We start from the raw sequence: 21,023 nt of genomic DNA on the forward strand, positions 1-21,023 counted from the left end.
AATTGTTTGTTTTGGCCCTTCGAACATCTTTGCTCTATTCATTGAAGCCAGCTTAATTTGGTTGAGAATCCCTCCATCGGTCCTGAATTGTTTTTTCCGATGTGTTTTAAGGCTCGTTGAATAATAATTCTCTATAGCGTTATTTGTAGCCGGAGCACCCTCAAGATAATAAAATACGGTAAGATTTATCCAGTGCTTGTTAATCATTCTCAATCGTTTTTGAATTGCACCATCAACAGAATTGTTCTGCTTCTTCAGCTCATTGAAATTAACTTCTGCTTTTTCAAGACTATTCATTTCAAGATTTTCTGTAACAACTCATGTTTTAGAAGGAACCCAACCACTTTGAGTTTCACGATCCCAAAAATACAGGTTTAACTTTTATAATTTACCTTTATTGTCAATTCAGATAAAATACTGACCGATACTTGTTTATACTTTAAGATATCTATTAGATATCTAATGAAAAAAGTTTCTCTAACACCTGCAACAGAACTAAAAGTTAACAACATCCAAGGTTTCTACATCAGAAAAGTCAAACCATTTGGAACAAGCGCAAAAGTCGATTGCCCGAAAGAACACTTAGGAAAAACCGTTTATCTAGTAATCCTGAACAATGACGAGTGAAAATAACACCGAAAACTTGGATAAATACATCCGTGATTTAGAAAGAAAAAATGCTAACTTAGAGAAAGAGCTCGAAAAGGAGCAGAATGAGAAGATAATCATCATTCAGGAAAAGAAGAAACTCGAAAAAGAAAACAAAGAACTCAAAAAACAACTTACGCAATTACTGTCATCCTTATCGGCTCTTGCAACATCAGACAAAACCGCTGAAGCTGGTGGCGTTCCTTCTTCAAAAACGTTTTACAGACGAAATCGACAGGAAGGAATGAAAAAGGCAACAGGTGGTCAACCAGGACATACTGGCCATGGATGAAAAAAACCAACCCCAAACTTACCCCCTGTGTATGTCACATTGGACGAATGTCCAGATTGCGGTATGCCTCTGTACGAACCCTTTAAGGGTGCAGAACAAAAGCGCACTGTGACGGATATCCCACTTCCCGAACATATTGTTTATGAAGTTATTTTTCTGAGATACTGGTGCAACAATTGTAATAAATTGGTTCGCGGAGAAGTGCCATGGTTACCACCAAATCAACACTTCGGGCCTGCCGTAGCTTCTTGGATTGTTTATCAGCGAATGTTAGGACTGAGTATAGGCAATATACAATCCAGTTTGTACGAGACATATGAAATCACTATGAGTGAAGCCACTATTCTTAAGCTGGAGAAATGGGTGGCAGATACACTCAAGGAAGACTATGAAAAACTTCATGAGGAAATTGTAGAAGCAGCTGCCGTAAATGCCGATGAAACAGGATTCAGAATTGACGGTAAGAACAGTTGGTTATGGGTTTTTACCTCTACGATGGCTTCTTACTATAAAGTTGCTCCAACTCGTGGTCATACTGTGCCGGAAGAAACTCTGGAAGGATTCAATGGTGTTTTGGGCAGAGATGCATGGAAACCATATGATGTAGTAAAATGTGCGGGACATCAGCTTGACCTTCTTCACGTGAATAGGTGGTTGGAGAGAGCTGAGATCAAACACAGGATAGAACCCCGTACTCTCTTAACATCTAAACCTGCTAAATTAACGAAACCGGGAAGACCTCCTGAAAAGTTTCTTGAATTCGTTGACGGAATTCGATCAATTCTGAAAAGAGCAATTGAGTACACAGAGAACGATCCACCTCCATCTTTGGAAGAACGTAAAAATGCTTGCAAAGAATTCCAGAATGAGATGAAGGTATTACTTGACAGGGAATGGACTGATAAGGATACCATACGAATATCAAAGGAGCTTCGAAAGCGACATGATATGCTATTTACGTTCATGGAGTTCGAGGATGTGGCGTGGCACAATAATGACGCAGAGCGTGCAATACGTCAAGGTGTACTTCACCGTAAAATTAGTGGTGGTAGGAGAACTTGGAAAGGTGCTGAAGTCTTTGAAGTGATTTTAAGTGTTTATGAAACATCAAAGAAAAGAGGAGAGAGATTTATGGGATTGGTCAAGAAAAGGTTTGAGCAGTCTTTAGAAAGCGAAATTCAAAATCTTACTGCTTCCTAAAGGTGAGTAGTTACATTAGAATGAGCTAATCCCTATTTCAGCGGAGTTAAGGTTTAAAATAATCGCAGTTTCTGGTAACGAAACAGCAAGTACAGAGTTTAATTATTTGATGTACGTCCAATCTTCGGATTCTATCAATCCCACAACAAACCTCTATTTCATCGCATTCCTGACGATCTGAGCCGAGCCACCGGCATTGAATGCTTTTAAGAACACCAGCGTTTCAGCATAAGCCATGGCATCAATAGCCATTTTCGTCTCTTTGCCAACAGAATAGATCCTGTCATAGAACTGTTTGATGGCAAACTTGCTGAACTTGCCAAACACTTCATTGTCAGCCTTCCCTTTTGCCTTCTCCCTGTAGGTATCAATTGTCCAGTTCCAGATATCGTTATACAGTTCAGGTTCGTACACCTTGAACAAATCCCACACCATATCCTGGTAGAACGTTGCCACATTGCCCTTGATAATATCCCCACGCGGGAAATGATTGTGTATCAGGTCCCTGGGTGTACCCGTAATACCGTGCTGGGCAATCCTCACATCCAGGTTATTGTCCCTCAATGCTCTTGCAACAGACACGGTCTGGGGAATGTCGATGGATACCTGCTCAATAATATTGCCCAGGGCATCATAGGTATTTCCGTGTGCGCTGCCGTTGGCAATAGCAAGAACATGTGGCCTTATACCGTTCTCGTTCAATGCCCTGATGAATGTAACTGCTTCCTCAGGTCTGGTAAGCACCCTGCCCGATTCGTCCTCCCGTCCTATCTCTCCAACCTCTACTTCAAGGCCGTACTCCCTGCCTGCCATCCTTTCTTCGATGTGCTTTGCCACTTCAGTTGTGGCATTGATATTACCTGCCAGTTCCTCTCGCAGGTCTCCACCATGGAAATTGAACAGGTGGGATGCATCAATAGCAAATGAAGTAAAACCCGCATCTATCTGTGCACTCACCAGTTCCTTGGTGCCCTCAATGTCCTCAGGTGTTCCTTTCTTTATCCCAATATGGTCTGCATGTAACGCCCAAATGTCAAATCCCACATCTTGTGCAGCTTCTTTGGCCATTCGTGCAAAATCGGAAGGTTTCTGACCTGAATACCCGCCGTCCAGGTCACTTTCAGACCTGGCAAGCTCAACAATAAGCGCTGCATCCATATCCTTAGCTGCCTGGAAGATCCCCCTGTTCACCAGTGCGATCCTGAGATTGGCTGCCAGGATAATCGTATCCTTATCTTTCAGGCAGCCAAATAAAAGTGAACCCGCTTTTGGCCCAAAATCAACCTTGCTCATGAATATACCTCCCTTTTGACCTCATTCTCAATATCCTTGATACCTATGAATATACTCCTCAAATCCCATAATAGTTTCTTATTGGCCTTGAACAAAGCCCACACCAGTCCGATAAGAGTAGTACTACCCAGGTCAACTCCTTCAAGGGAATGTGCCAACGTGTTCAGTTCATAGTCTGTCATTCTGGTGAACCGTTCCTTGACCACCAGGCTCATATCCAGGTCACGCCCCAGTTCAGCTCGCCATGCCTTCTCATACTCCTGCAAAGATTCAGCAGACACATCTGAGCGCCTGATAGCATTAGCCGCCACTTTCCCAGCTATATCCCCGGCCCACATAGCATTAAATATCCCGCCACCTGTCACCGGGTCTGATTGGCGGGCAGCATCTCCAACGAGCATAAGGCCGTTGGCAACTGTCCTATCAATTGTACCGCTTACGGGTACGCCTCCTACTACCAGCTCAATCTTCCTGCAATCAGGAAAACGTTTAACAATGAACTCATCAAGCAGTTCCAATGCCTTTCCTTTACCTGACATATGACCGGTTATGCCAATTCCAACATTAGCCATATTGTTCCCTTTCGGGAATACCCAGATATAACCCACGGGAGCAATTTTATTCCCCAGGAAGAACTCGCAAAAATCCGGGTCAATAGTAAAGTCTGTAATAAGATACTGGGCACAGGTACACATATCCTTTGGCTTTAACGTAGTATCAATTCCGGCCCAGCGTCCCACTCTGGACTCAACACCATCTGCCCCTATCACGATATCTGCTTTTATCGTATACTTCTTACCCATATGTTCAGCTTTTATGCCTTTAACAAAACCACCTTCCATCAATAATCCAGTGGCTCTGGTCTTGACCATCACTTCGGCCCCTGCCAGTGCAGCCTCCCTTGCCAGTGCCCGGTCGAACACTTTACGTTCCAGCACATATCCTACTTCAGCACCGGATAGTTCCTCACTCATCTCGACAAGAGTGCCATCTGGTGAGTATATCTTTGAACCCTTGACCTCAGCAGATATCCAGGCAGGGTCAGGTTCGATATATTCCTTGAGGTATTCCTTATTCACACCCTCAGCGCACCGCACAGGGTCCCCTATCTGCTGTCGCTTTTCGATAAGCAGTACATCAAGTCCTTTAAGGGCTGCAGTCCTTGCAGTTTGTGAACCACCAGGACCTGCTCCCACCACAATAACATCATATCGGTCCTTCATTTGGATACCTCCAGTGCGCCCACTGGACATATTTTAACACATATCCTGCAATTATTGCAGGAATTATCGACTTCTATCCAGGTTTCCATCAATTCAAGGGCACCAGTAGGGCATACACTGACACATGCACCACAATATCCGCATTTAAATCTATCTACTATTACTGCCAAATATTTTCTCTCCAATACATGTGAATTTATTATAAACCCTGAAATGTGCGAACCACTATTGCTTTTTACACATTTAAATTTGTCGTAATCTTACCCCTTCAGGAAAAAGACCACAAAACAAACCACCTGCCCTACTCTTAAAGGAATCGAGCAGGAACAAGCTGGTTAACCAACAGGTCGTCATAGGTCTCAGCCTTCCTTATTACATCCACCTGACCATCATTGACCAGCACCTCGGCACATCTGGGTCGTCCATTATATTGACTGCTCATGCTGAACCCGTAGGCACCTGCATCAAGAAGAGCTATGATATCATTCTTCTCAACCTGAGGCAATTCCCTGTTATGGGCAAGAATATCTCCTGTCTCGCATATGGGGCCAACAACAGTGTAAAGACTTGAAACCGGGACATCCACCTTATTTGCGACCACTACATGATGATAACTATCGTACATAGCAGGTCTTATCAGCAGGTTGAATCCGGCGTCTACACCCACGAACTTCTTCGCGGCATGCTTCATGGTATTGACAGAGGTCAATAATATCGTCGTATCCCCCACAATATACCTTCCTGGTTCGATTATTAGTTTCAGGTTAACACCAATAGCCTTTGAACGCTTCTCAAAGATGGGGAGCACAACATCTGCCAGGTCCTGTGGTGTGGGTGCTGGTTCGCCCTTCTTGTAGGGTATTCCCAGCCCCGAACCAATATCCAGGAACTCCAGCTCCACGCCAAGCCTTTTCACCTGTTCGACCAGGTCCATCATACGGTTTATTGCCTCGCCAAAAGGTGACGTATCCAGTATCTGGCTGCCTATATGGCAGTGCATGCCTGTGGGATTCACACCTTCCAGTTCAATTGCTTCCTTGTATGCAGCCACAACTTCCTGATGTGGTATCCCGAACTTGGACGTTTTAAGTCCAGTACTTATCTTAGGATGGGTGTCAGGAGATACATCCGGATTGACCCTGAAGGCAATATTCATAATCCTTTTCTGCGATTTTGCTATCCGGCTTAAGGTATTCAGTTCGTCGAGGGAATCCACTGAGACCCTGACCCCGGTCTTCACAGCCATTTCCAGTTCCCTGTCAGTCTTTGAGTTACCATTGAAGAGTATCTTCTCCCTCGGGATACCTGCAAGGAGTGCCATGTAAAGCTCGCCATCACCAAACACGTCGGCTCCAGCACCTTCCTGTGCCAGGATGCGCATGATAGTGAAGTTTCCATTGGCTTTGGCGGCATAGTACATGTCTGCACCAGGAAATGCCTTACGGTACCTTCGGAAGTTGTCTCTGACACGCTGTTCGTTTGTCACATACAACGGCGTGCCGTACTCTTCAACAAGGTCCACAGTGTCAACCCCTCCTATGGTAAGGTGACCGTCACGCTTTTCCAGATGGTTCTTTATGGTAAACATGTAATTCCCTCAATAATCGTGCACATTTTACTTGTCGGCTCTATTGATATAATATAATAAAAGGCTTTTCTGCTAATATGATTCTCATGTCAGTTCAATTGGCAATTGCACCTTATTTGCCAAACTGGCACTCCTCGTTTTGCCACACAATCCCATCCATTATCTTTATTACTGGTAATCGGTAATAGGGTATCGGTAACTTTCAACATTATTAGGGGCTGAAATCATGTCAGACATCAAGATCACAAGGACCAAAAACAGCCATATATCTGAAGTTAACTTTGATACGCTTGGCTTTGGTGATGTTTTTACAGACCATATGTTCAGTATGGATTACGAGAATGGTAAATGGGTAAATCCCAGAATAGAACCGTATGGTAAGATAGAATTCGAACCTGCTATGTGCACCCTGCACTATGCCCAGGCGGTATTTGAAGGCCTCAAGGCTTTCCATGCCAAAGACGGTAGCATCAACATATTCCGCCCTGAGAAAAACCTGGAACGTATGAACCGTTCGAACGTGAGGATGTGCATCCCTGAGATTGATGTGGATATGTTCATGGAGGCCATGACCGAACTGATTAAACTGGACAGGGACTGGATACCCACCTCAAAAGGATACTCCCTGTATATCCGACCTTTTGTCTTTGGCACTGAATGTTTCCTCGGTGTCCATCCATCCAGTACCTACCGCTTCATGATAATCCTCTCTCCGGTTGGTGCATACTACAAGGAAGGTTTCAATCCAGTCAGTCTGCTGGTTCCCGATGAATATGTCAGGGCGGTAAAGGGTGGTGTAGGTGAGGCAAAAACTTCTGGCAACTATGCAGCCAGTCTGCTTCCTGCAAAGATAGCCCAGGAAAAGGGATTTACCCAGGTGCTGTGGCTGGATGGTGAGCATCACAGGTACATTGATGAAGTGGGCACTATGAACATCTTCTTTGTAATAGATGATGTGGTGATTACTCCGCCCCTGGAAGGGTCTATCCTGCCCGGTATTACCAGGGACACTGCACTTAGGCTAACGAAATCGTGGGGCATGACCGTACAGGAAAAGCGCATCTCGATAGACGAGGTCATAGAAGCTTCAAAACAGGGTCATCTCCGGGAGGTATTCGGTACTGGTACGGCAGCTGTCATATCCCCTGTGGGGGAAATACAGTATAAGGACATCACTATCAATATCAATGATGGTAAGATAGGTCCTATTGCAAACCGGTTGTTCGATGAGATTACGCGTATCCAGTACGGGGAGTTACCTGACAACAATGGCTGGATATATAAAATTCCTTAAGAGAGGGCAGTATTAATCTGCCTTCCTGTAGACTATTCTTCCTTTCCTGTTCGTACTCTCGATCATTCCATGCATTTCCATATCTACGAAGATACGTCCCAGTTTGCCGAGCCCTATTGAAAGCTTGAAATCATGGAACAGGCGTTGTTGTATCTCCTGTGGTGTCTTCCATTCTTCACCTGTTATCCTGCCAATGAACCCTGACAGGTCTTCGAACATGGCCCAGGGATAGATGACCCAGCGCCATTTCACTATCCTGTGTGCATAGTAGTCAGGCACATAGGATGAGCAGGTCTTGTGCTGCAGTACGGCCGTCCGAACTTCAGACGGCTGGCAGTCCATGATGTAATGAAGTGCTTCCAGCAGCGTATCACCAGTATCGGTGACATCGTCCACCAGCAGTACCCGCATATTGGATATGTCAGTGGAAAGTCCGAACCGTATATGGGCCATGTCATCAATGGTAGCTGCTACGCCCCAGTGCTCCATCTTTATCGAGGTCAGATCGCGGAATAACAGGTAATCACATACCACCCGCGCAGGTACATATCCTCCTCTGCCGATGGCTACAATAATCTCTGGTTTAAATTTGGAAATATGTACCATGCGCGCGAGGTCACGAGACATCCGTTCCACCTCACCCCAGGATATCAAATGGCAGCGGAATTGGTTTTTTTTTGTATAATCTAACCCTGTAGAGTTCCCCATAATGAAGAAATATTGATAGTATTTAATTAACCTTTCCTAAATTGGCATAATTGAGGAAAACATTTTTATGTTACTACTTATAGTATGACATTATGTCATCGGGTTAAACCGAACCTAGCGAGGATATTCTCGTTAGCTCAACCTGTTATGTCTCGAATAAAAGATATCGACCTGAAAAAAAATATGAAATACCACTCGAGGATACAACATCTCACGAAGTTGTTCCTGAGCAAGAAAGCAGAACTTGCCACCCGTTACCAGGGGTATCAGGAACTGCTGGGGTTCATTGACCAATGCCAGTACTGGGGTATCACTGACCGCGGAGAGGAGAAAGCTCTGGATAAATGGATTGATGTGCTCGAGCGCTGGCCCTTTGATGGTGGAGCACCCACTGGCCCGCTGCCGCACGTGCAAAGGCAGAGGACCATGACACGGGATGGATTTGTCTGTACCATGTGCGGACGCCCTTCTGATGAAGTGCACCATAAAACATCGAGGTCAAAGGGAGGCAGGAACCAAGCTGTAAATCTTACTTCATTGTGTATGAAATGTCACGACAAAGTGCATGGAGTAAGGTCTGGTTCAGATAGAAATTGATATTAATGTTATCATTTTTCAGACTCTGCATACTCAATATACTTGGTGTCCCCAATAAAACCTGCATGCTCAACATACCTGGTGTCCCCAGTAAAGCCTGCATACTCAACATACCTGGTGTCCCCAGTAAAGCCTGCATACTCAACATACCTGGTGTCACCAGTAAAGCCTGCATACTCAACATACCTGGTGTCCCCAGTAAAGCCGGTATACTCAACATACCTGGTGTCCCCAGTAAAGCCGGTATACTCAACATACCTGGTGTCCCCAGTAAAGCCGGTATACTCAACCTGCCTGGTGTCCCCTGAAAACTCTTTGGTCACTAAATGATCATAACAGTTGATCATGGATGCGAATCATAAATTATTATATATAGTTTAAGTAAGATTATTGTCTTACAATAACCGGGTGCAATTATGAAATGGTCTTTACAGATTGGAAAAGTTATCGGGATTCCGATACGGCTGCATGTAACCTTTCTTTTTATACTTATATTATTCATCTATTATTTTGCTATAATTGATTTCCAGATAGGCACATTGGTACTGGGATTCAACGGCATGAACATATCATTGATGGAAAAACTGATTTTCAGTACTATTGCCTCTATCCTGTTCTTCTCCACTATCCTGTTGCATGAATTGAGCCATTCATTCGTTGCCAAAAGAAGTGGCCTGAACATCCAGAGTATAACTCTCTTTGTGTTCGGGGGTGTGGCCCAGATGGAAGAGATACCCCGTAACCCAAAACTTGAATTGAAAATGGCTGCAGCAGGCCCTGCCCTGAGCCTGGCCATAGGCTTGATGACCTATGCATTGTATGTATATTTCGGCCCCGTTGAAGTTGATGGAATTGGCATGACCGCCAAAAACGCAGTGCTGATAACTGCAGGGATCATCTCGGTGTATAATCTGGTCCTTGGTATATTCAACCTCTTGCCCGCTTTTCCTATGGACGGCGGCCGTGTGCTCAGGGCATTTCTGGCAATGTGGCTTCCGTACATGGATGCTACCCGAATGGCGGTCTCAATAGGCAAAACCTTTGCGCTTTTGATGGGAATATTCGGTCTTCTCACAGTTAACATAATGCTCATATTGATAGCGGTATTTGTGTTCTATGGAGCACAGGGGGAAGAAAGAGAAACATTCTTTGCCATCAGTCTTGAAGGTATAAAAGTAAAAGATGTCATGACCCCGGTCCAGGATCTGATATTTGTCCCCCCTGGCTGGACCATATCCCAGCTTGTCGAAGCTATGTTCAGGTTCAAACACATGGGATACCCGGTGCAGGATGGGCTGGACAGACCACCCCTGGGAATTGTGACATTTGAAGATGTGCAAAAAGTTCCCAAACAGCAACATGATACTGTTCAGGTAAAGGATATCATGACTGGGAATATCATTTCAGTGACCCCTGAAACTGAAGCATACCAGGCACTTCAGACCATAGCAAAACATAATATTGGCAGGCTTCTTGTCATCAAGGATGGCAGGCTTAATGGTATCATAACAATGAAAGATATAATGAGAAACATGCAGTTCAAGCACATGTATCCTTCCCCTGAGTGAACAAATGTGGTGATGCAGGATGGAAGACTGTATATTTTGCAAAATAGTCAAAGGTGATATCCCGAGCGTTACTGTTTACCAGGACAACGATACTCTGGCATTTCTGGATATTAACCCGAATACCCGAGGGCACACACTGGTAATCCCAAAAAAACATGCTGATAACATAACGGACATGGAGGATAAGGATATAGCGTCAGTGTTCAGAACTGTTCGCAAAGTGGTCAGTGGTTTACAGGCGGCGATCGATCCTGACGGATTCAACCTGGTGGTCAATCACGGTGAAGTGGCAGGGCAGGTCATACATCACTTCCATTGCCACGTTGTACCACGAAATATCGGGGATGGTGTCGAATACACATTCGAGGGGTCAACACTTCATCCACAAGAGTTTAAGGAACTTGCTGTACAAGTGGCTGAGAACATACATTAAAACCTGTATCAAAAACGTGCTCTATTCTGAATGTCCTTTTTTTTTAGTTTTAGATGTATAATTGCCTATTTGTATAATTGTAATGGTAAATTCAGACAATTGGGCCACTATTTGTGCATATACGGAAACAATTAAATATGCGTTTTTCATTCCAAATAATTGTAATTATTATTCACCAATTTGGCAACGAATAATTATTGAAAGAAAAGTGATATGACAATGAATATCCAGTTCCTCGATACTATGGGAAAAACCTGCCCTATCCCGCTATTCCTGACAAATTCAAAGTTACAGCAGATGTCTCGCGGTGAAAGACTGGAAGTGGTTTCGGATTGTGCTTCCCTGCTGCCTGACCTTATGTCCATATTCCATAAACGATGCAGGGTATTGAACTGGGCAAATGAGAACACTATTTTCAGGATAACTCTCCAGAAGACCTAGGTTCTATTGGCCTGACCTGAATATTCGCGCTTGAACTGTTCCCTGAACTCATGGAACCTATCCTCTAAGATGGAATTCCGTGCCTCTCCCATCAACTCTTGCAGGAAGTGGACATTGTGTATGGATGCCAGGCGCAGGGCCAGGAGTTCCGATTCCTTGAAAAGGTGGTACAGGTATGCCCTGGAAAAGTGTTGACAGGTGTGGCACTTACAATCTTCATCAATAGGCCTGAAGTCCCTTGCATGGGATGAACGGCGCACGTCCATCTGACCGTACCTGGTCATTACAGTCTGGTGCCTTGCATTGCGGGTGGGGAATGCGCTGTCAAAGATATCGACCCCCAGTGATATCGATTCCAGCAGTTCAACTGGCGATCCCACACCCATAAGGTATCTGGGCTTATCAGGTGGTATCTGGGTCAGGTTCAACCTGATAATCTCATGCATAACCTCTTTGGGCTCACCGATGCTCAAACCCCCGATACCATAACCGTCAAAACCCATTTCGACCAGTTTTCGGGCGCAGGTTTCCCGCATCTCAGGGTATGTCCCTCCCTGCAAAATAGCAAAGACCAGCTGGTTGTCATTACAACGCGCCTCAAGACTGCGCTGCCCCCAGTTCAATGTCCGGCATACCGATTCCCTTACCTCGTCACGGGTACTGCCCCAGGGCGGGCAGTCATCCAGTACCATTGCCACGTCAGAACCCAGTGCACCCTGTATCTCCATACACATTTCAGGCGTGTACATATACCGCTTACCATCCCTGGAATTGAAGTAACTGATACCCTGGTTGTTCAGTTTGAACCTGAACTCCTTGCGCAATATCTGGAATCCGCCACTGTCCGTGAAAATAGCTCCATCCCAATCCATGAACGTATGCAGCCCCCCTGCCTCATGTATCAAATCATGGCCCGGGCTCAGGTACAGGTGGAAAGCATTACTGATGATGGCCTGGGTTCCCATTTCCCGTATTTCCTGGGATGTAAGCGATTTGACCGTAGCCTTGGTCGCCACTGGCATAAATGCAGGTGTATCCACGACCTGGTGATGCGTGATCAGTTTTCCTACCCTGGCATGAGATGAATGTTCCTGATGGACTATTTCAAACATGCTCAGCCCCCCCTGTTGTCCCCTGCCATTTTTGTATTGTCTGCCCTCATGTTTCTCACGGTATCATCTATCAACCCTTTATCCCCTGATTTCTTATTGTCCAGTATGAACATTGCATCTCCAAAACTGTAGAACCTGTATCCATTATCTATGGCCACTTTATATGCTGCCAGCACCGCGTCCTTCCCGGCATAAGCACTGATAAGCATTAACAGTGTGGATTTGGGAAGATGGAAATTGGTGATAATCCCGCTCATAGGTGTCCTGAACTGGTATGGCGGGTGAATGAATATCTCGCTCCAGCCCCGTGACGGTACTATCCTGCCATCCAGCCATTGTGCACTTTCCAGCGCCCTGACCGTAGTCGTGCCAACCACGATTATTCTGCCGTCAATTTCAATTGTATCATTAATTGCACGTGTCGTATCCTCGTCAATGATAAAGTATTCACTCTCCATAGTATGCTCTTCAACATCTTCGGCACGGACTGGCATGAACGTGCCCACCCCTACATGGAGTGTCACAAATGCCAGTTTTACGCCCATCCGTTCAATCGTATCAATCAATTGCGGTGTAAAATGCAGTCCGGCAGTTGGCGCTGCAATGGAGCCTTCGCACCTGGAATATATGGTCTGGTATCGCTCCCCGTCTTCCAGTTCTTCTTTAATGTATGGCGGCACTGGCATGACCCCCACTTCGAGCAAGCAGGTCATAAAGTCCCCCTCGCATTGAAACCTGATATGGTATCGGTATCCTGTAGGGGAGTCCACACGGCCCTCCAATGTTCCTGATATGTTCGTGAAATTGATTTTAGCACCCACGTTGACCTTACCCCTGACCAGGCATTCATAATACTTATCGTCCAACCGCTTAACAAGCAGCACTTCGAGCCTGCCTCCGGTCTCTTTTATGCCGAACAGCCTGGCAGGTATCACCCTGCTGTTGTTCAATACCAGCAGGTCACCGGGGCGAAGGAACCGGGGCAGGTCAAGAAAAGCGTGGTGATGCCATTCGTTTCTATCCAGCACCATCAACTTTGAAGAATCCCTGGGGTCGGCGGGTTTCTGGGCGATCATGTCCTGGGGCAGGTGGTAATCAAAATCCGATAGTCTCATATCGGTTCCCCTTAAGACTTATATGATTAAATCTTTATGTTCGGTGTGTACTACCCTTAAAACCGGTTACCCTTCATAAGATGCTCATGCAAAATTAAATCAGATTTTTTAAAAAAAGAAAAGAAAAGCAGGCATTATGCCTACTTCTCCATATACATAGATACTGATTTGAATTTAATCAGTTCGCTAAAATCACTGGTCCCAAGATCCTCGTCATTTATGGATGCGGTGACTGTAGCTTCTCTGTACATTGAATTATCGCTGTACTTCGACATGAAGTCATCGTACTTGGAAATAGACTTTGAGCTGCTCTTCATGACATCACCTTCACCTGTCCATTGGGCAGCGAGGGTTATGGTTTCCACAGTATCCGTATTCCAATCATAGAGCTCGATGTTAACAGGAGAAAGAATAGCTGACCCCAGTTTTTTATCCATAGTAAAAACATCATCCCGGGTGAACATATAACCTGACCTGCCAGACCATTCACCGGTCTTTTCGTCATATGTCCAGATATAAACAGAGATATCGGTTCCATCATCAGTCTCTAGTACCTGAATGAATTTATCCGTATATACGCCATTGGCATATTCAGACCAACTTGCATAAGCAGCCATCCCATCGTCTCGATAGATTACTTTAGATTCGAATGCCTCAGCACTTATGGTCAGCGAAAGCAAAACCATAAACACCAACACACCTGCAAACACTTTCTTCATATTTTATCCTCCTTGTCTACTATACCCCTCATCGAAAGTGTGATACATAATTTCTAAGCATTCTGTTTATTGTTCGAATTCCTTTATCCTCATCACTGAGGAGAATAAAGATAGTCAAATAATAACTATGCCGACTGAAAGGATTATCAATGTTTTTCATTTCTAACCCTCCCCTCTCCGTCACACACACCGGGTATATGAAATATCACTATGAGAAATCAAATTATAGAGAACAAGGTTGCCAGTCTTATCCCGATACCACTGGTCAAATGGCTGGTTAGAAGAAGCCTGGGGGTACCTCCTCTGGGTACTTTCAGGGGTATATTGGAAAAATATCCAAGAATACTGGGAATAAGCGGGTTAACTCTTGAAGAATATGTCAAAGCTATCAATACCCATAAAGATATATTTGGATACCAGATCACACAGCAAACTGAAATAAGTCAGGACAATAAAAATATCCGCATCTCGTTCGAGACAGAAGACCCTGAACACTTAAAAGGAATTGTTGTCAGTTATTCATGCCTGCTGGCCCATCATCCCCTTAATTTGAAGACAAAAAAGGTTATGGAATCCCCTGGTCTTATCATAATAGACTATGAACAATGCAACAGCGAAGAAGAAGCATACAGTTCGGTCATGGAACACTTTGGATATTACCAGTTATTGATGGATGAGCTATTAAATAATATCGAATTCTGGAGGATAATCGTAAATATCCTGAAAGCTGACAATTATCAGGATATTATTATCAGCAGGGATATCTTCCTTCAACTCATTAAATCAAATGATTTTTCTGATGACCTTTGCAGCCTCATAACTATGATATATGGCGTATCGATTGAAGATGAAGATTGCATTAATGTCGCAAAATACATCTCAGAGATATGTGAGACGAACGGGCTGATCATGAGGATTGAAAATATTGATAATGAAATTAAAATATATCACCGATTCAATGAAATGAACATTATCAATCTGGTCAATGACACGATAATCAGGACCCTGGAAATCTCGGGCAACCACTTCATGATCAAAAAAAGTGGAAAGGTTACCATGTTAAGCAGGAAAACAAAATAACTTGAAAATGGTATCGTACCTGTTGGGGGTAAGAGATAATATAGAACAAACCTATTCTCAGCCAATGAACGATACCGTCGGAATAACAGCCCTGATACCCCCTGAACTCATGTATGCGTGCGGTAAGAGGCCACTTGATGTGAACAACATAGTGCCAGGAACAACATCGAGCCCTCGCAATAAACTGTGCGCCTGGACCGCTATCTGGAGAGATATGATACTGAACGGCAAACTGGATATCGATTCTTTGGTCGTGGTTGCCGGAGGTGACTGCCATAACGCGCTGGTGGACGGGCAAAAAGCAGAATTAAGCGGCATGCCCACACATTATTTTTTTTATCCCTTTGACAGGGATGCAGATTACCTGAGGTCACAGCTTGAGAAACTGGTCCGGTTCCTTGGCGGTATACAGGACGAGAAGATGTTTTCCCTTATCAGCAACCTGAAGTCAAAAGGCAGGGAACTGGACGAACTGAGAGTGAACAACCATGCACTGGCAAGTGATGTGTTCTCTGTCCTGATATCGTTCAGTGACCTGGCAGGAGACCCGAAGGCATTTGAAAAAACGCTGGACAGTGTACCCGAAACAGATGTGCACTATTCCAGCCGGGTTGCACTCATTGGCGTGCCTCCAATATATCCTGATTTCCATATGGTTGCTGAGGGTTTCGGGCTCCATGTGGTGTACGATGAACTTCCTTTCGAGTTCCTGCGCCTGGGCGGCTATGACCTTGATTCCCTTGCCAGCAGTTACAGGAATTATTCTTTTGCAGGCCCCCTTAAGGACAGAGTAAGGCTCATACAGGAAGAACTGCGCCGCCGCCACGTGGATGGCGTAATACACTATACCCAGTTTGCCTGCCACCATACCCTCGAAGATGAGATATTCAGGGAGCATCTCGACTATCCAATTCTCACCGTGCAGGGTGACCTGCCACGCATGTCCCCGGAACAGCTCAAGCTCAGGCTGGAAGCTTTTGCTGAGATGCTGGAGGTGATAACGTGAATATCGGGCTTGATGTGGGCAGTACCACGGCCAAGGTTGTGCATATGGAGAATGGAGAAGTTATTTTTTCTCAGGTAGTGCCGAGCCAGAGATGGATGGAATTAATTGATGAGGGACAGGATGAGCGGAACATCGTATCTACCGGCTATTTCAGGAAAAAAGTGCCCCATTGCGCTGCAATAACCGAGATTACAACAGCATCACTGGGTGCCAGGTACTACGACCCCAAGATCCAGGTCATTATTGACATAGGTGGCCAGGATACCAAAGTCATTGACCTGCGCAATAATACCTTTTTGATAAATGATAAGTGCAGTGCAGGGACAGGAGCATTTTTAGAGCTGGCAGCACACTATTTTGACATTCCTGTAGGATCCCTGGGTGAACTGCATAGCAGGGTAACAAAAGGAGCAATGATAAACAACACCTGTGGTGTGTTCGCCATATCTGAGATGATATCCCAGCTGGTTGGAGGATATAGCATGGAAGAAGTGATATACGGATTGCACCAGGCTTTTGCACTTCGCATCGCACAGTTAGTGCCACCTGCTGATACCGTGATGCTTATCGGTGGTACGGTGCAAAATTCCGGTATTGTTGATGCAATAACCAATGTGCTGGATTCAAAAATAACAGTACCGGGCGCACCTCAGCTGGTCAATGCCCTGGGTGCGGCCCTTTACAGGGAAAGATTAGATGATGTCAGGTAAGTTCAATCCTTTACCCACGGACTTTTAAATCCACCAGTACTGATCTCGCGCATCCGCTTGACCATGTAATCATGGGCCATATTAACCGTTTCCAGGTCCCCTCGCAGTACCAGTATTTCGCGGGGGTCGATTTCCACGATCTGAACATTGGCCAGTCTGGTCACCGGTTCCAGGTCAAACTCCTCCACCAGTTCCACGATTAATGATTCGGGTACGCCGGGTGGTATCATAAGGTCATACAAACCTTCAAGCTCGTTAACTTCCGGTTTTCCTTCCAGCTCATCTTCTTCAGTAAATTCGTCACCAATATAGACGTTCTTTTTATCCTTATTTTTCATTGCTGTTTCTGTCAATTGATCACCATTATATTTGTATCGATAAACCCATCATTCTAATACCTGTGTCATGAGATTTTCGTACCAGCGTTTGGTCCATAGACCGAGTCATAAACCTCTTCTACATGGAATATAAGAACAGCTTTACCAGGCAATTTCTTGGATGAAGCCATTGCTTGAGCTTCATCATACATAGCCCCCTTTTCAAGATAGTCAACTGAACCTTTGACCTGATAGGATTTTTTGGATTCAGCATCATAAGCAACCAGGGATAATTTCGGATTGGCTTTAAGGTTATCCGCGGTTTTCTTGAGGAAGTTGTCAACTATCATTATTGTCTCATCATCAATGAATTTCCACATGCCGACAAAAATAACATTGGGTTTGCCGGTTTTGTCTGCCGTTGCAATTGGCAGAGGTTTCTGTTTTTGGATAACTTCTTTCACTTCAGTGGATAATTTGACCATATTGTTCACCATTGATTGTTGTAGTTATTGAGGTTCATAAAGGTTTGGATATATGAACTGTCCTGATACTTTGGCTGGTTAAAACAGAATAATTATATTTTTTTAAGCATGGGACTGTATGATCTTGTACCACTGATATGCCATTGTTACAAGTATGAAAATGACTACAAAACCGAGAAAATCAAATACTACCTCACCTGGCCCCATATATACAAACTTGTATTGATAGAGAACGGCAAGCCTGTACATTCTCCTGAATATAATTATTCCACCAACTATTACCAGGTACAGCCAATTTCGTTCCAGGAATCTCTTATCAAGGAACGCCCTGGCTTTAATGATATCCACACTGGTTTTTTGCCATACGATCCAATTTTTTACAACAAAGACTAATCCCAACAATCCCAAAATAATGGATAATATATTAAAAGTCAGAGATAATAAATGATAGGTTTCCAACATTAATCACCTTATTTAAGGTTTAAACGTTAACCTATATAAAGTATATATCTACTTTTTTATTTTAATCAAATATTAAATTGTCCAACCATGGTATGGTGATTTATTCAAGAACAATAAAGGCATTCTTAAATCCGGGAAAAAATAATAAAAAAATAAGCCTGAAATGACACACGGTGTTGAAGACAACAAAAAAATAATAAAGAAAACCAGTTATCCCAGGTCATTCAAGTTCGTACTATAAATAGTATTATCCAGAATACATTAATTACGGGGGTCATTGATTTGAAATTCAATAATCTTAAGATCATAGCCAGAGAAATTGGAAATCTTTTGCTGATAGTCTGTGTATTATCATTCCTGTCAATATCTATTTCTTTCATATTCAATGAATATCATGCAGCTTTTGGATTGCTCGTTACGTCTCTTCTCTCGGGAATTGCCGGACTTGCATTAAAATATTCGTGCAAGGGTGCGAGTGACCTCCAATTGAAACATGCAATGGCCATCTCATCCATAGCATGGCTTGTTATACCTCTGTTCAGTGCTCTCCCCTATATTCTAGTAGAAAGGATGTCGCCGTTAAATTCGTTCTTTGAAGCAGTCTCAGGATGGACCGGTACCGGACTGAGCATGATAGTTGCCCCTTCACAACTCACCCATACCATTCAGTTCTGGCGCTCCCTCACTCAATGGATAGGTGGTGTCGGAGTTATTGTCCTGATGTTAAGCATAATAACCCGGCCAGGTACCATCATGTTCTATTTATATCGTGCCGAGGGACGGGAAGAAAAAATATTTCCGCATATCATGGATACTGTGCGAATGATATGGTGGATATACTTCTTTCTTACTTTTATTTCAATACTTCTTCTCCTGGCAGTGGGAATGCCGTTGTGGGATTCAATAAATCATGCCATGGTCGCGGTAGGAACAGGTGGTTTTTCAATAAAAGATGCAAGTATAGCCTCATATGACAATCCATTTATTGAACTGGCTCTCATTCCGATAATGGTAATAGGTGCAGTTTCATTCCTTGTCCACTATAAAATATTGAAGGGCAATCCAGGTGAATTCCTGAGGGATCTGCAGTGTCGTACTTTACTGATTGTGATCATAGTGGCCGCATTCGGTCTTACACTTGAGAATTATCTCCATTTCAGTGATTGGATACTGTCATCCCGGTATTCAATATTCCAGGTTGTTTCAGCCCTGACATGCACCGGTCTGCAAACAGGAATAATCCATGAATGGACTTCCACTGCCCATATCGTACTCATCCTGGTAATGTTGCTGGGAGGTGCTGCAGGTTCAACAGCAGGCGGAATTAAACTTATTCGTGGTGTTGCCCTGTATTCGGGAATTGACTGGTGGTTCAAAAAGATCTCACTGCCGGAAAATGCAGTTGTTGTTCATAAGTTTGGCGAAAAGGTGCTTTCAAGTGATAATATGTACGCCCTTCTCAGCGAAGCCGCACTTATTTCATTTCTGTGGTTTATTTTTCTTATCATTGGAATATTTGTCATGCTTCAGATCACTCCGTTATCTTATGATCTGGACGACGTCATATTTGAAGTGGTATCAGCACAGAGCAATGTAGGTCTATCCACCGGAATCACGACTCCGGACATGAACTGGGCCGGAAAGATCATGTTGATAATCAATATGTGGATAGGCAGGTTAGAGATCATTCCGATTATTGTGATGTTCAAGCTAATATTCCGGGGATTTGAATAGCAAAAAAGAAAAAAGATTTTTACATTACAGTTCAATTAAAACCGGGTAATCCGGACATTGACAATGGATGCATTTTCAATTATTTTAATTATTGTGGGTCTTGCTCTCTTTGAGACAGTGACCAGCATCGACAATGCGGTAATCAATGCAGAAGTGCTCTCGACCATGTCCATGAAGGCAAGACGGTGGTTCCTGACATGGGGAATTTTCATTGCAGTCTTTGCCGTCAGAGGCGCATTACCCTGGCTGATTGTCTGGTCATCCCATCCATCCCTGGGTCCTGTTGATGCTTTTACAGCCATGTTCAGCAATGACCACGAGATAGCAATGGCCATCGAAGAATCATCACCGGTATTGCTGGTATCAGGCGGCGTTTTCCTGATATTCCTGTTCTTTCACTGGCTGTTCATCGAGACCAAGAACTACGGTCTCAGGGGCGAGAGATTCTTTTACCGGCACGGGGTATGGTTCTTTGCAGTAGTGTCCATTATTCTAACTTTAATAACGTGGTTTTCCATTCAGCAGAACCCATTTATGGCATTCGGTGCGGTGCTGGGTTCAACGGCATTTTTTATTGTTCACGGTTTCAGGCAGAATGCAGAACAGAGGGAGAAAGAACTTATAGGTAATACTCATCTGACCGACTGGAGTAAGATCATGTATCTGGAAGTTATCGATGCAACATTTTCTATTGATGGTGTGGTAGGTGCATTCGCATTTACTCTTTCAGTCCCGTTGATCCTGGTCGGGAACGGTATCGGTGCCATAATGGTGCGCAATCTCACAATGAGCAACATTGACAGGATAAAAAAATATCTATATCTGAAAAATGGAGCGATGTATTCAATTTTTTTCCTGGGAATGATCATGGTGCTGGACAGTTTTCAATTCCATATTCCACCCTGGCTGTCACCAGTGATAACATTTTTAATAATCAGTTATTTCTTTTTAAAGTCACGAAGGTTCCTATGAATCATTGATAGTATCCAAGGGAAATA

General features: G+C 44.0%; 23 protein-coding genes and 2 pseudogenes. 12 read left to right on the forward strand and 13 right to left on the reverse strand.

Going from position 1 to position 21,023, the window contains the following annotated elements; all coding sequences use genetic code 11:
• The coding region (locus tag K0A89_02355) for an ISNCY family transposase (GenBank protein ID MBW6517330.1) at positions 1 to 297 on the reverse strand (297 nt) is incomplete at its 3' end.
• A 165-nt stretch (positions 298 to 462) separates the two neighbouring features.
• Between K0A89_02355 and K0A89_02360 the strand changes: the two genes are divergently transcribed.
• Together K0A89_02360 and K0A89_02365 are read left to right on the forward strand one after the other, a co-directional pair.
• Positions 463 to 627, forward strand: a complete 165-nt coding sequence (locus K0A89_02360; protein ID MBW6517331.1) for a DUF2080 family transposase-associated protein — start codon at positions 463 to 465, stop codon at positions 625 to 627.
• Positions 617 to 2,140: pseudogene (locus K0A89_02365) on the forward strand (IS66 family transposase). Before K0A89_02360 ends, K0A89_02365 begins: the two are co-directional and overlap by 11 nt.
• Before the next feature lie 153 nt (positions 2,141 to 2,293).
• Here the strand turns inward: K0A89_02365 and K0A89_02370 are convergent.
• The 4 genes from K0A89_02370 to lysA all read right to left on the reverse strand — a co-directional run bounded on the left by K0A89_02370 (position 2,294) and on the right by lysA (position 6,244).
• Positions 2,294 to 3,433 carry a class II fructose-bisphosphate aldolase gene (locus K0A89_02370; protein ID MBW6517332.1) on the reverse strand — a complete coding sequence of 380 codons (1,140 nt, stop codon included), beginning with the start codon at positions 3,431 to 3,433 and terminating at the stop codon, positions 2,294 to 2,296.
• Positions 3,430 to 4,656, reverse strand: coding sequence for an NAD(P)/FAD-dependent oxidoreductase (locus tag K0A89_02375; protein MBW6517333.1), 1,227 nt, complete (start codon positions 4,654 to 4,656; stop codon positions 3,430 to 3,432). The genes K0A89_02370 and K0A89_02375 overlap by 4 nt, the downstream gene beginning before the upstream one ends.
• Positions 4,653 to 4,826: a 4Fe-4S binding protein gene (locus tag K0A89_02380; GenBank protein ID MBW6517334.1), complete on the reverse strand. Its 174-nt coding sequence runs from the start codon at positions 4,824 to 4,826 to the stop codon at positions 4,653 to 4,655. Before K0A89_02380 ends, K0A89_02375 begins: the two co-directional genes overlap by 4 nt.
• Positions 4,827 to 4,963: 137 nt before the next feature.
• Positions 4,964 to 6,244 carry a diaminopimelate decarboxylase gene (gene lysA / locus K0A89_02385; GenBank protein ID MBW6517335.1) on the reverse strand — a complete coding sequence of 427 codons (1,281 nt, stop codon included), beginning with the start codon at positions 6,242 to 6,244 and terminating at the stop codon, positions 4,964 to 4,966.
• 226 nt (positions 6,245 to 6,470) lie between these two features.
• Here lysA and K0A89_02390 point away from each other — a divergent pair, with 226 nt between their 5' ends.
• Positions 6,471 to 7,538 carry a branched-chain amino acid aminotransferase gene (locus K0A89_02390; GenBank protein MBW6517336.1) on the forward strand — a complete coding sequence of 356 codons (1,068 nt, stop codon included), beginning with the start codon at positions 6,471 to 6,473 and terminating at the stop codon, positions 7,536 to 7,538.
• A 12-nt stretch (positions 7,539 to 7,550) separates the two neighbouring features.
• Here the strand turns inward: K0A89_02390 and K0A89_02395 are convergent, their stop codons facing one another.
• Positions 7,551 to 8,165: a phosphoribosyltransferase gene (locus tag K0A89_02395; protein ID MBW6517337.1), complete on the reverse strand. Its 615-nt coding sequence runs from the start codon at positions 8,163 to 8,165 to the stop codon at positions 7,551 to 7,553.
• A gap of 228 nt (positions 8,166 to 8,393) precedes the next feature.
• Between K0A89_02395 and K0A89_02400 the strand changes: the two genes are divergently transcribed.
• A complete protein-coding gene (locus K0A89_02400; GenBank protein MBW6517338.1) occupies positions 8,394 to 8,843 on the forward strand; it encodes an HNH endonuclease in 450 nt (149 codons plus the stop codon).
• Between the two features lie 11 nt (positions 8,844 to 8,854).
• On the opposite strand, the gene K0A89_02405 is transcribed toward K0A89_02400, so the two are convergent.
• Positions 8,855 to 9,166 (reverse strand): hypothetical protein, encoded by a 312-nt coding sequence (locus K0A89_02405; protein MBW6517339.1) that lies wholly within the window; start codon positions 9,164 to 9,166, stop codon positions 8,855 to 8,857.
• A gap of 93 nt (positions 9,167 to 9,259) precedes the next feature.
• Here K0A89_02405 and K0A89_02410 point away from each other — a divergent pair, with 93 nt between their 5' ends.
• The 3 genes from K0A89_02410 to K0A89_02420 all read left to right on the forward strand — a co-directional run bounded on the left by K0A89_02410 (position 9,260) and on the right by K0A89_02420 (position 11,285).
• A complete protein-coding gene (locus tag K0A89_02410; GenBank protein MBW6517340.1) occupies positions 9,260 to 10,411 on the forward strand; it encodes a site-2 protease family protein in 1,152 nt (383 codons plus the stop codon).
• A 19-nt stretch (positions 10,412 to 10,430) separates the two neighbouring features.
• Entirely contained in the window at positions 10,431 to 10,844 is a 414-nt protein-coding gene (locus K0A89_02415; protein MBW6517341.1) for an HIT family protein, read from the forward strand.
• Positions 10,845 to 11,063: 219 nt separating this feature from the next.
• The gene (locus tag K0A89_02420; protein ID MBW6517342.1) at positions 11,064 to 11,285 is read left to right on the forward strand and encodes a sulfurtransferase TusA family protein; all 222 of its coding nucleotides are present in this window, start codon (positions 11,064 to 11,066) and stop codon (positions 11,283 to 11,285) included.
• Here K0A89_02420 and tgt read toward each other — a convergent pair.
• From tgt to K0A89_02435, 3 genes are all read right to left on the reverse strand, one after another.
• On the reverse strand, positions 11,282 to 12,397 hold the full coding sequence (tgt, locus tag K0A89_02425; protein MBW6517343.1) for a tRNA guanosine(34) transglycosylase Tgt: 1,116 nt from the start codon (positions 12,395 to 12,397) through the stop codon (positions 11,282 to 11,284). The two genes, K0A89_02420 and tgt, sit on opposite strands and share 4 nt — an antisense overlap.
• Positions 12,398 to 12,399: 2 nt before the next feature.
• Entirely contained in the window at positions 12,400 to 13,512 is a 1,113-nt protein-coding gene (gene queA / locus K0A89_02430; GenBank protein ID MBW6517344.1) for a tRNA preQ1(34) S-adenosylmethionine ribosyltransferase-isomerase QueA, read from the reverse strand.
• A 140-nt stretch (positions 13,513 to 13,652) separates the two neighbouring features.
• Positions 13,653 to 14,231: a hypothetical protein gene (locus K0A89_02435; protein MBW6517345.1), complete on the reverse strand. Its 579-nt coding sequence runs from the start codon at positions 14,229 to 14,231 to the stop codon at positions 13,653 to 13,655.
• A gap of 210 nt (positions 14,232 to 14,441) precedes the next feature.
• Here K0A89_02435 and K0A89_02440 point away from each other — a divergent pair, with 210 nt between their 5' ends.
• The 3 genes from K0A89_02440 (at position 14,442) to K0A89_02450 (ending at position 17,027) form a co-directional block, all read left to right on the forward strand.
• Positions 14,442 to 15,311 carry a hypothetical protein gene (locus K0A89_02440; protein ID MBW6517346.1) on the forward strand — a complete coding sequence of 290 codons (870 nt, stop codon included), beginning with the start codon at positions 14,442 to 14,444 and terminating at the stop codon, positions 15,309 to 15,311.
• A 64-nt stretch (positions 15,312 to 15,375) separates the two neighbouring features.
• Positions 15,376 to 16,317, forward strand: a complete 942-nt coding sequence (locus K0A89_02445; protein MBW6517347.1) for a 2-hydroxyacyl-CoA dehydratase family protein — start codon at positions 15,376 to 15,378, stop codon at positions 16,315 to 16,317.
• Positions 16,314 to 17,027, forward strand: a complete 714-nt coding sequence (locus tag K0A89_02450) for a hypothetical protein (GenBank protein MBW6517348.1) — start codon at positions 16,314 to 16,316, stop codon at positions 17,025 to 17,027. Before K0A89_02445 ends, K0A89_02450 begins: the two co-directional genes overlap by 4 nt.
• Positions 17,028 to 17,110: 83 nt before the next feature.
• Here the strand turns inward: K0A89_02450 and K0A89_02455 are convergent.
• The 3 genes and pseudogenes from K0A89_02455 to K0A89_02465 form a co-directional block, all read right to left on the reverse strand.
• Positions 17,111 to 17,365, reverse strand: a pseudogene (locus tag K0A89_02455) (hypothetical protein).
• A 65-nt stretch (positions 17,366 to 17,430) separates the two neighbouring features.
• Positions 17,431 to 17,829, reverse strand: coding sequence for a pyridoxamine 5'-phosphate oxidase family protein (locus tag K0A89_02460; GenBank protein MBW6517349.1), 399 nt, complete (start codon positions 17,827 to 17,829; stop codon positions 17,431 to 17,433).
• Between the two features lie 102 nt (positions 17,830 to 17,931).
• The gene (locus tag K0A89_02465) at positions 17,932 to 18,291 is read right to left on the reverse strand and encodes a hypothetical protein (GenBank protein MBW6517350.1); all 360 of its coding nucleotides are present in this window, start codon (positions 18,289 to 18,291) and stop codon (positions 17,932 to 17,934) included.
• A gap of 282 nt (positions 18,292 to 18,573) precedes the next feature.
• Between K0A89_02465 and K0A89_02470 the strand changes: the two genes are divergently transcribed.
• Complete coding sequence (locus K0A89_02470) at positions 18,574 to 20,025, forward strand: TrkH family potassium uptake protein (protein ID MBW6517351.1); 1,452 nt, start codon at positions 18,574 to 18,576, stop codon at positions 20,023 to 20,025.
• Between the two features lie 63 nt (positions 20,026 to 20,088).
• Positions 20,089 to 20,997 (forward strand): DUF475 domain-containing protein, encoded by a 909-nt coding sequence (locus tag K0A89_02475; GenBank protein ID MBW6517352.1) that lies wholly within the window; start codon positions 20,089 to 20,091, stop codon positions 20,995 to 20,997.
• The last annotated feature ends 26 nt before the right edge of the window (positions 20,998 to 21,023 follow it).

This window comes from ANME-2 cluster archaeon, assembly GCA_019429385.1.
GTDB lineage: Archaea > Halobacteriota > Methanosarcinia > Methanosarcinales > Methanocomedenaceae > Methanocomedens_B.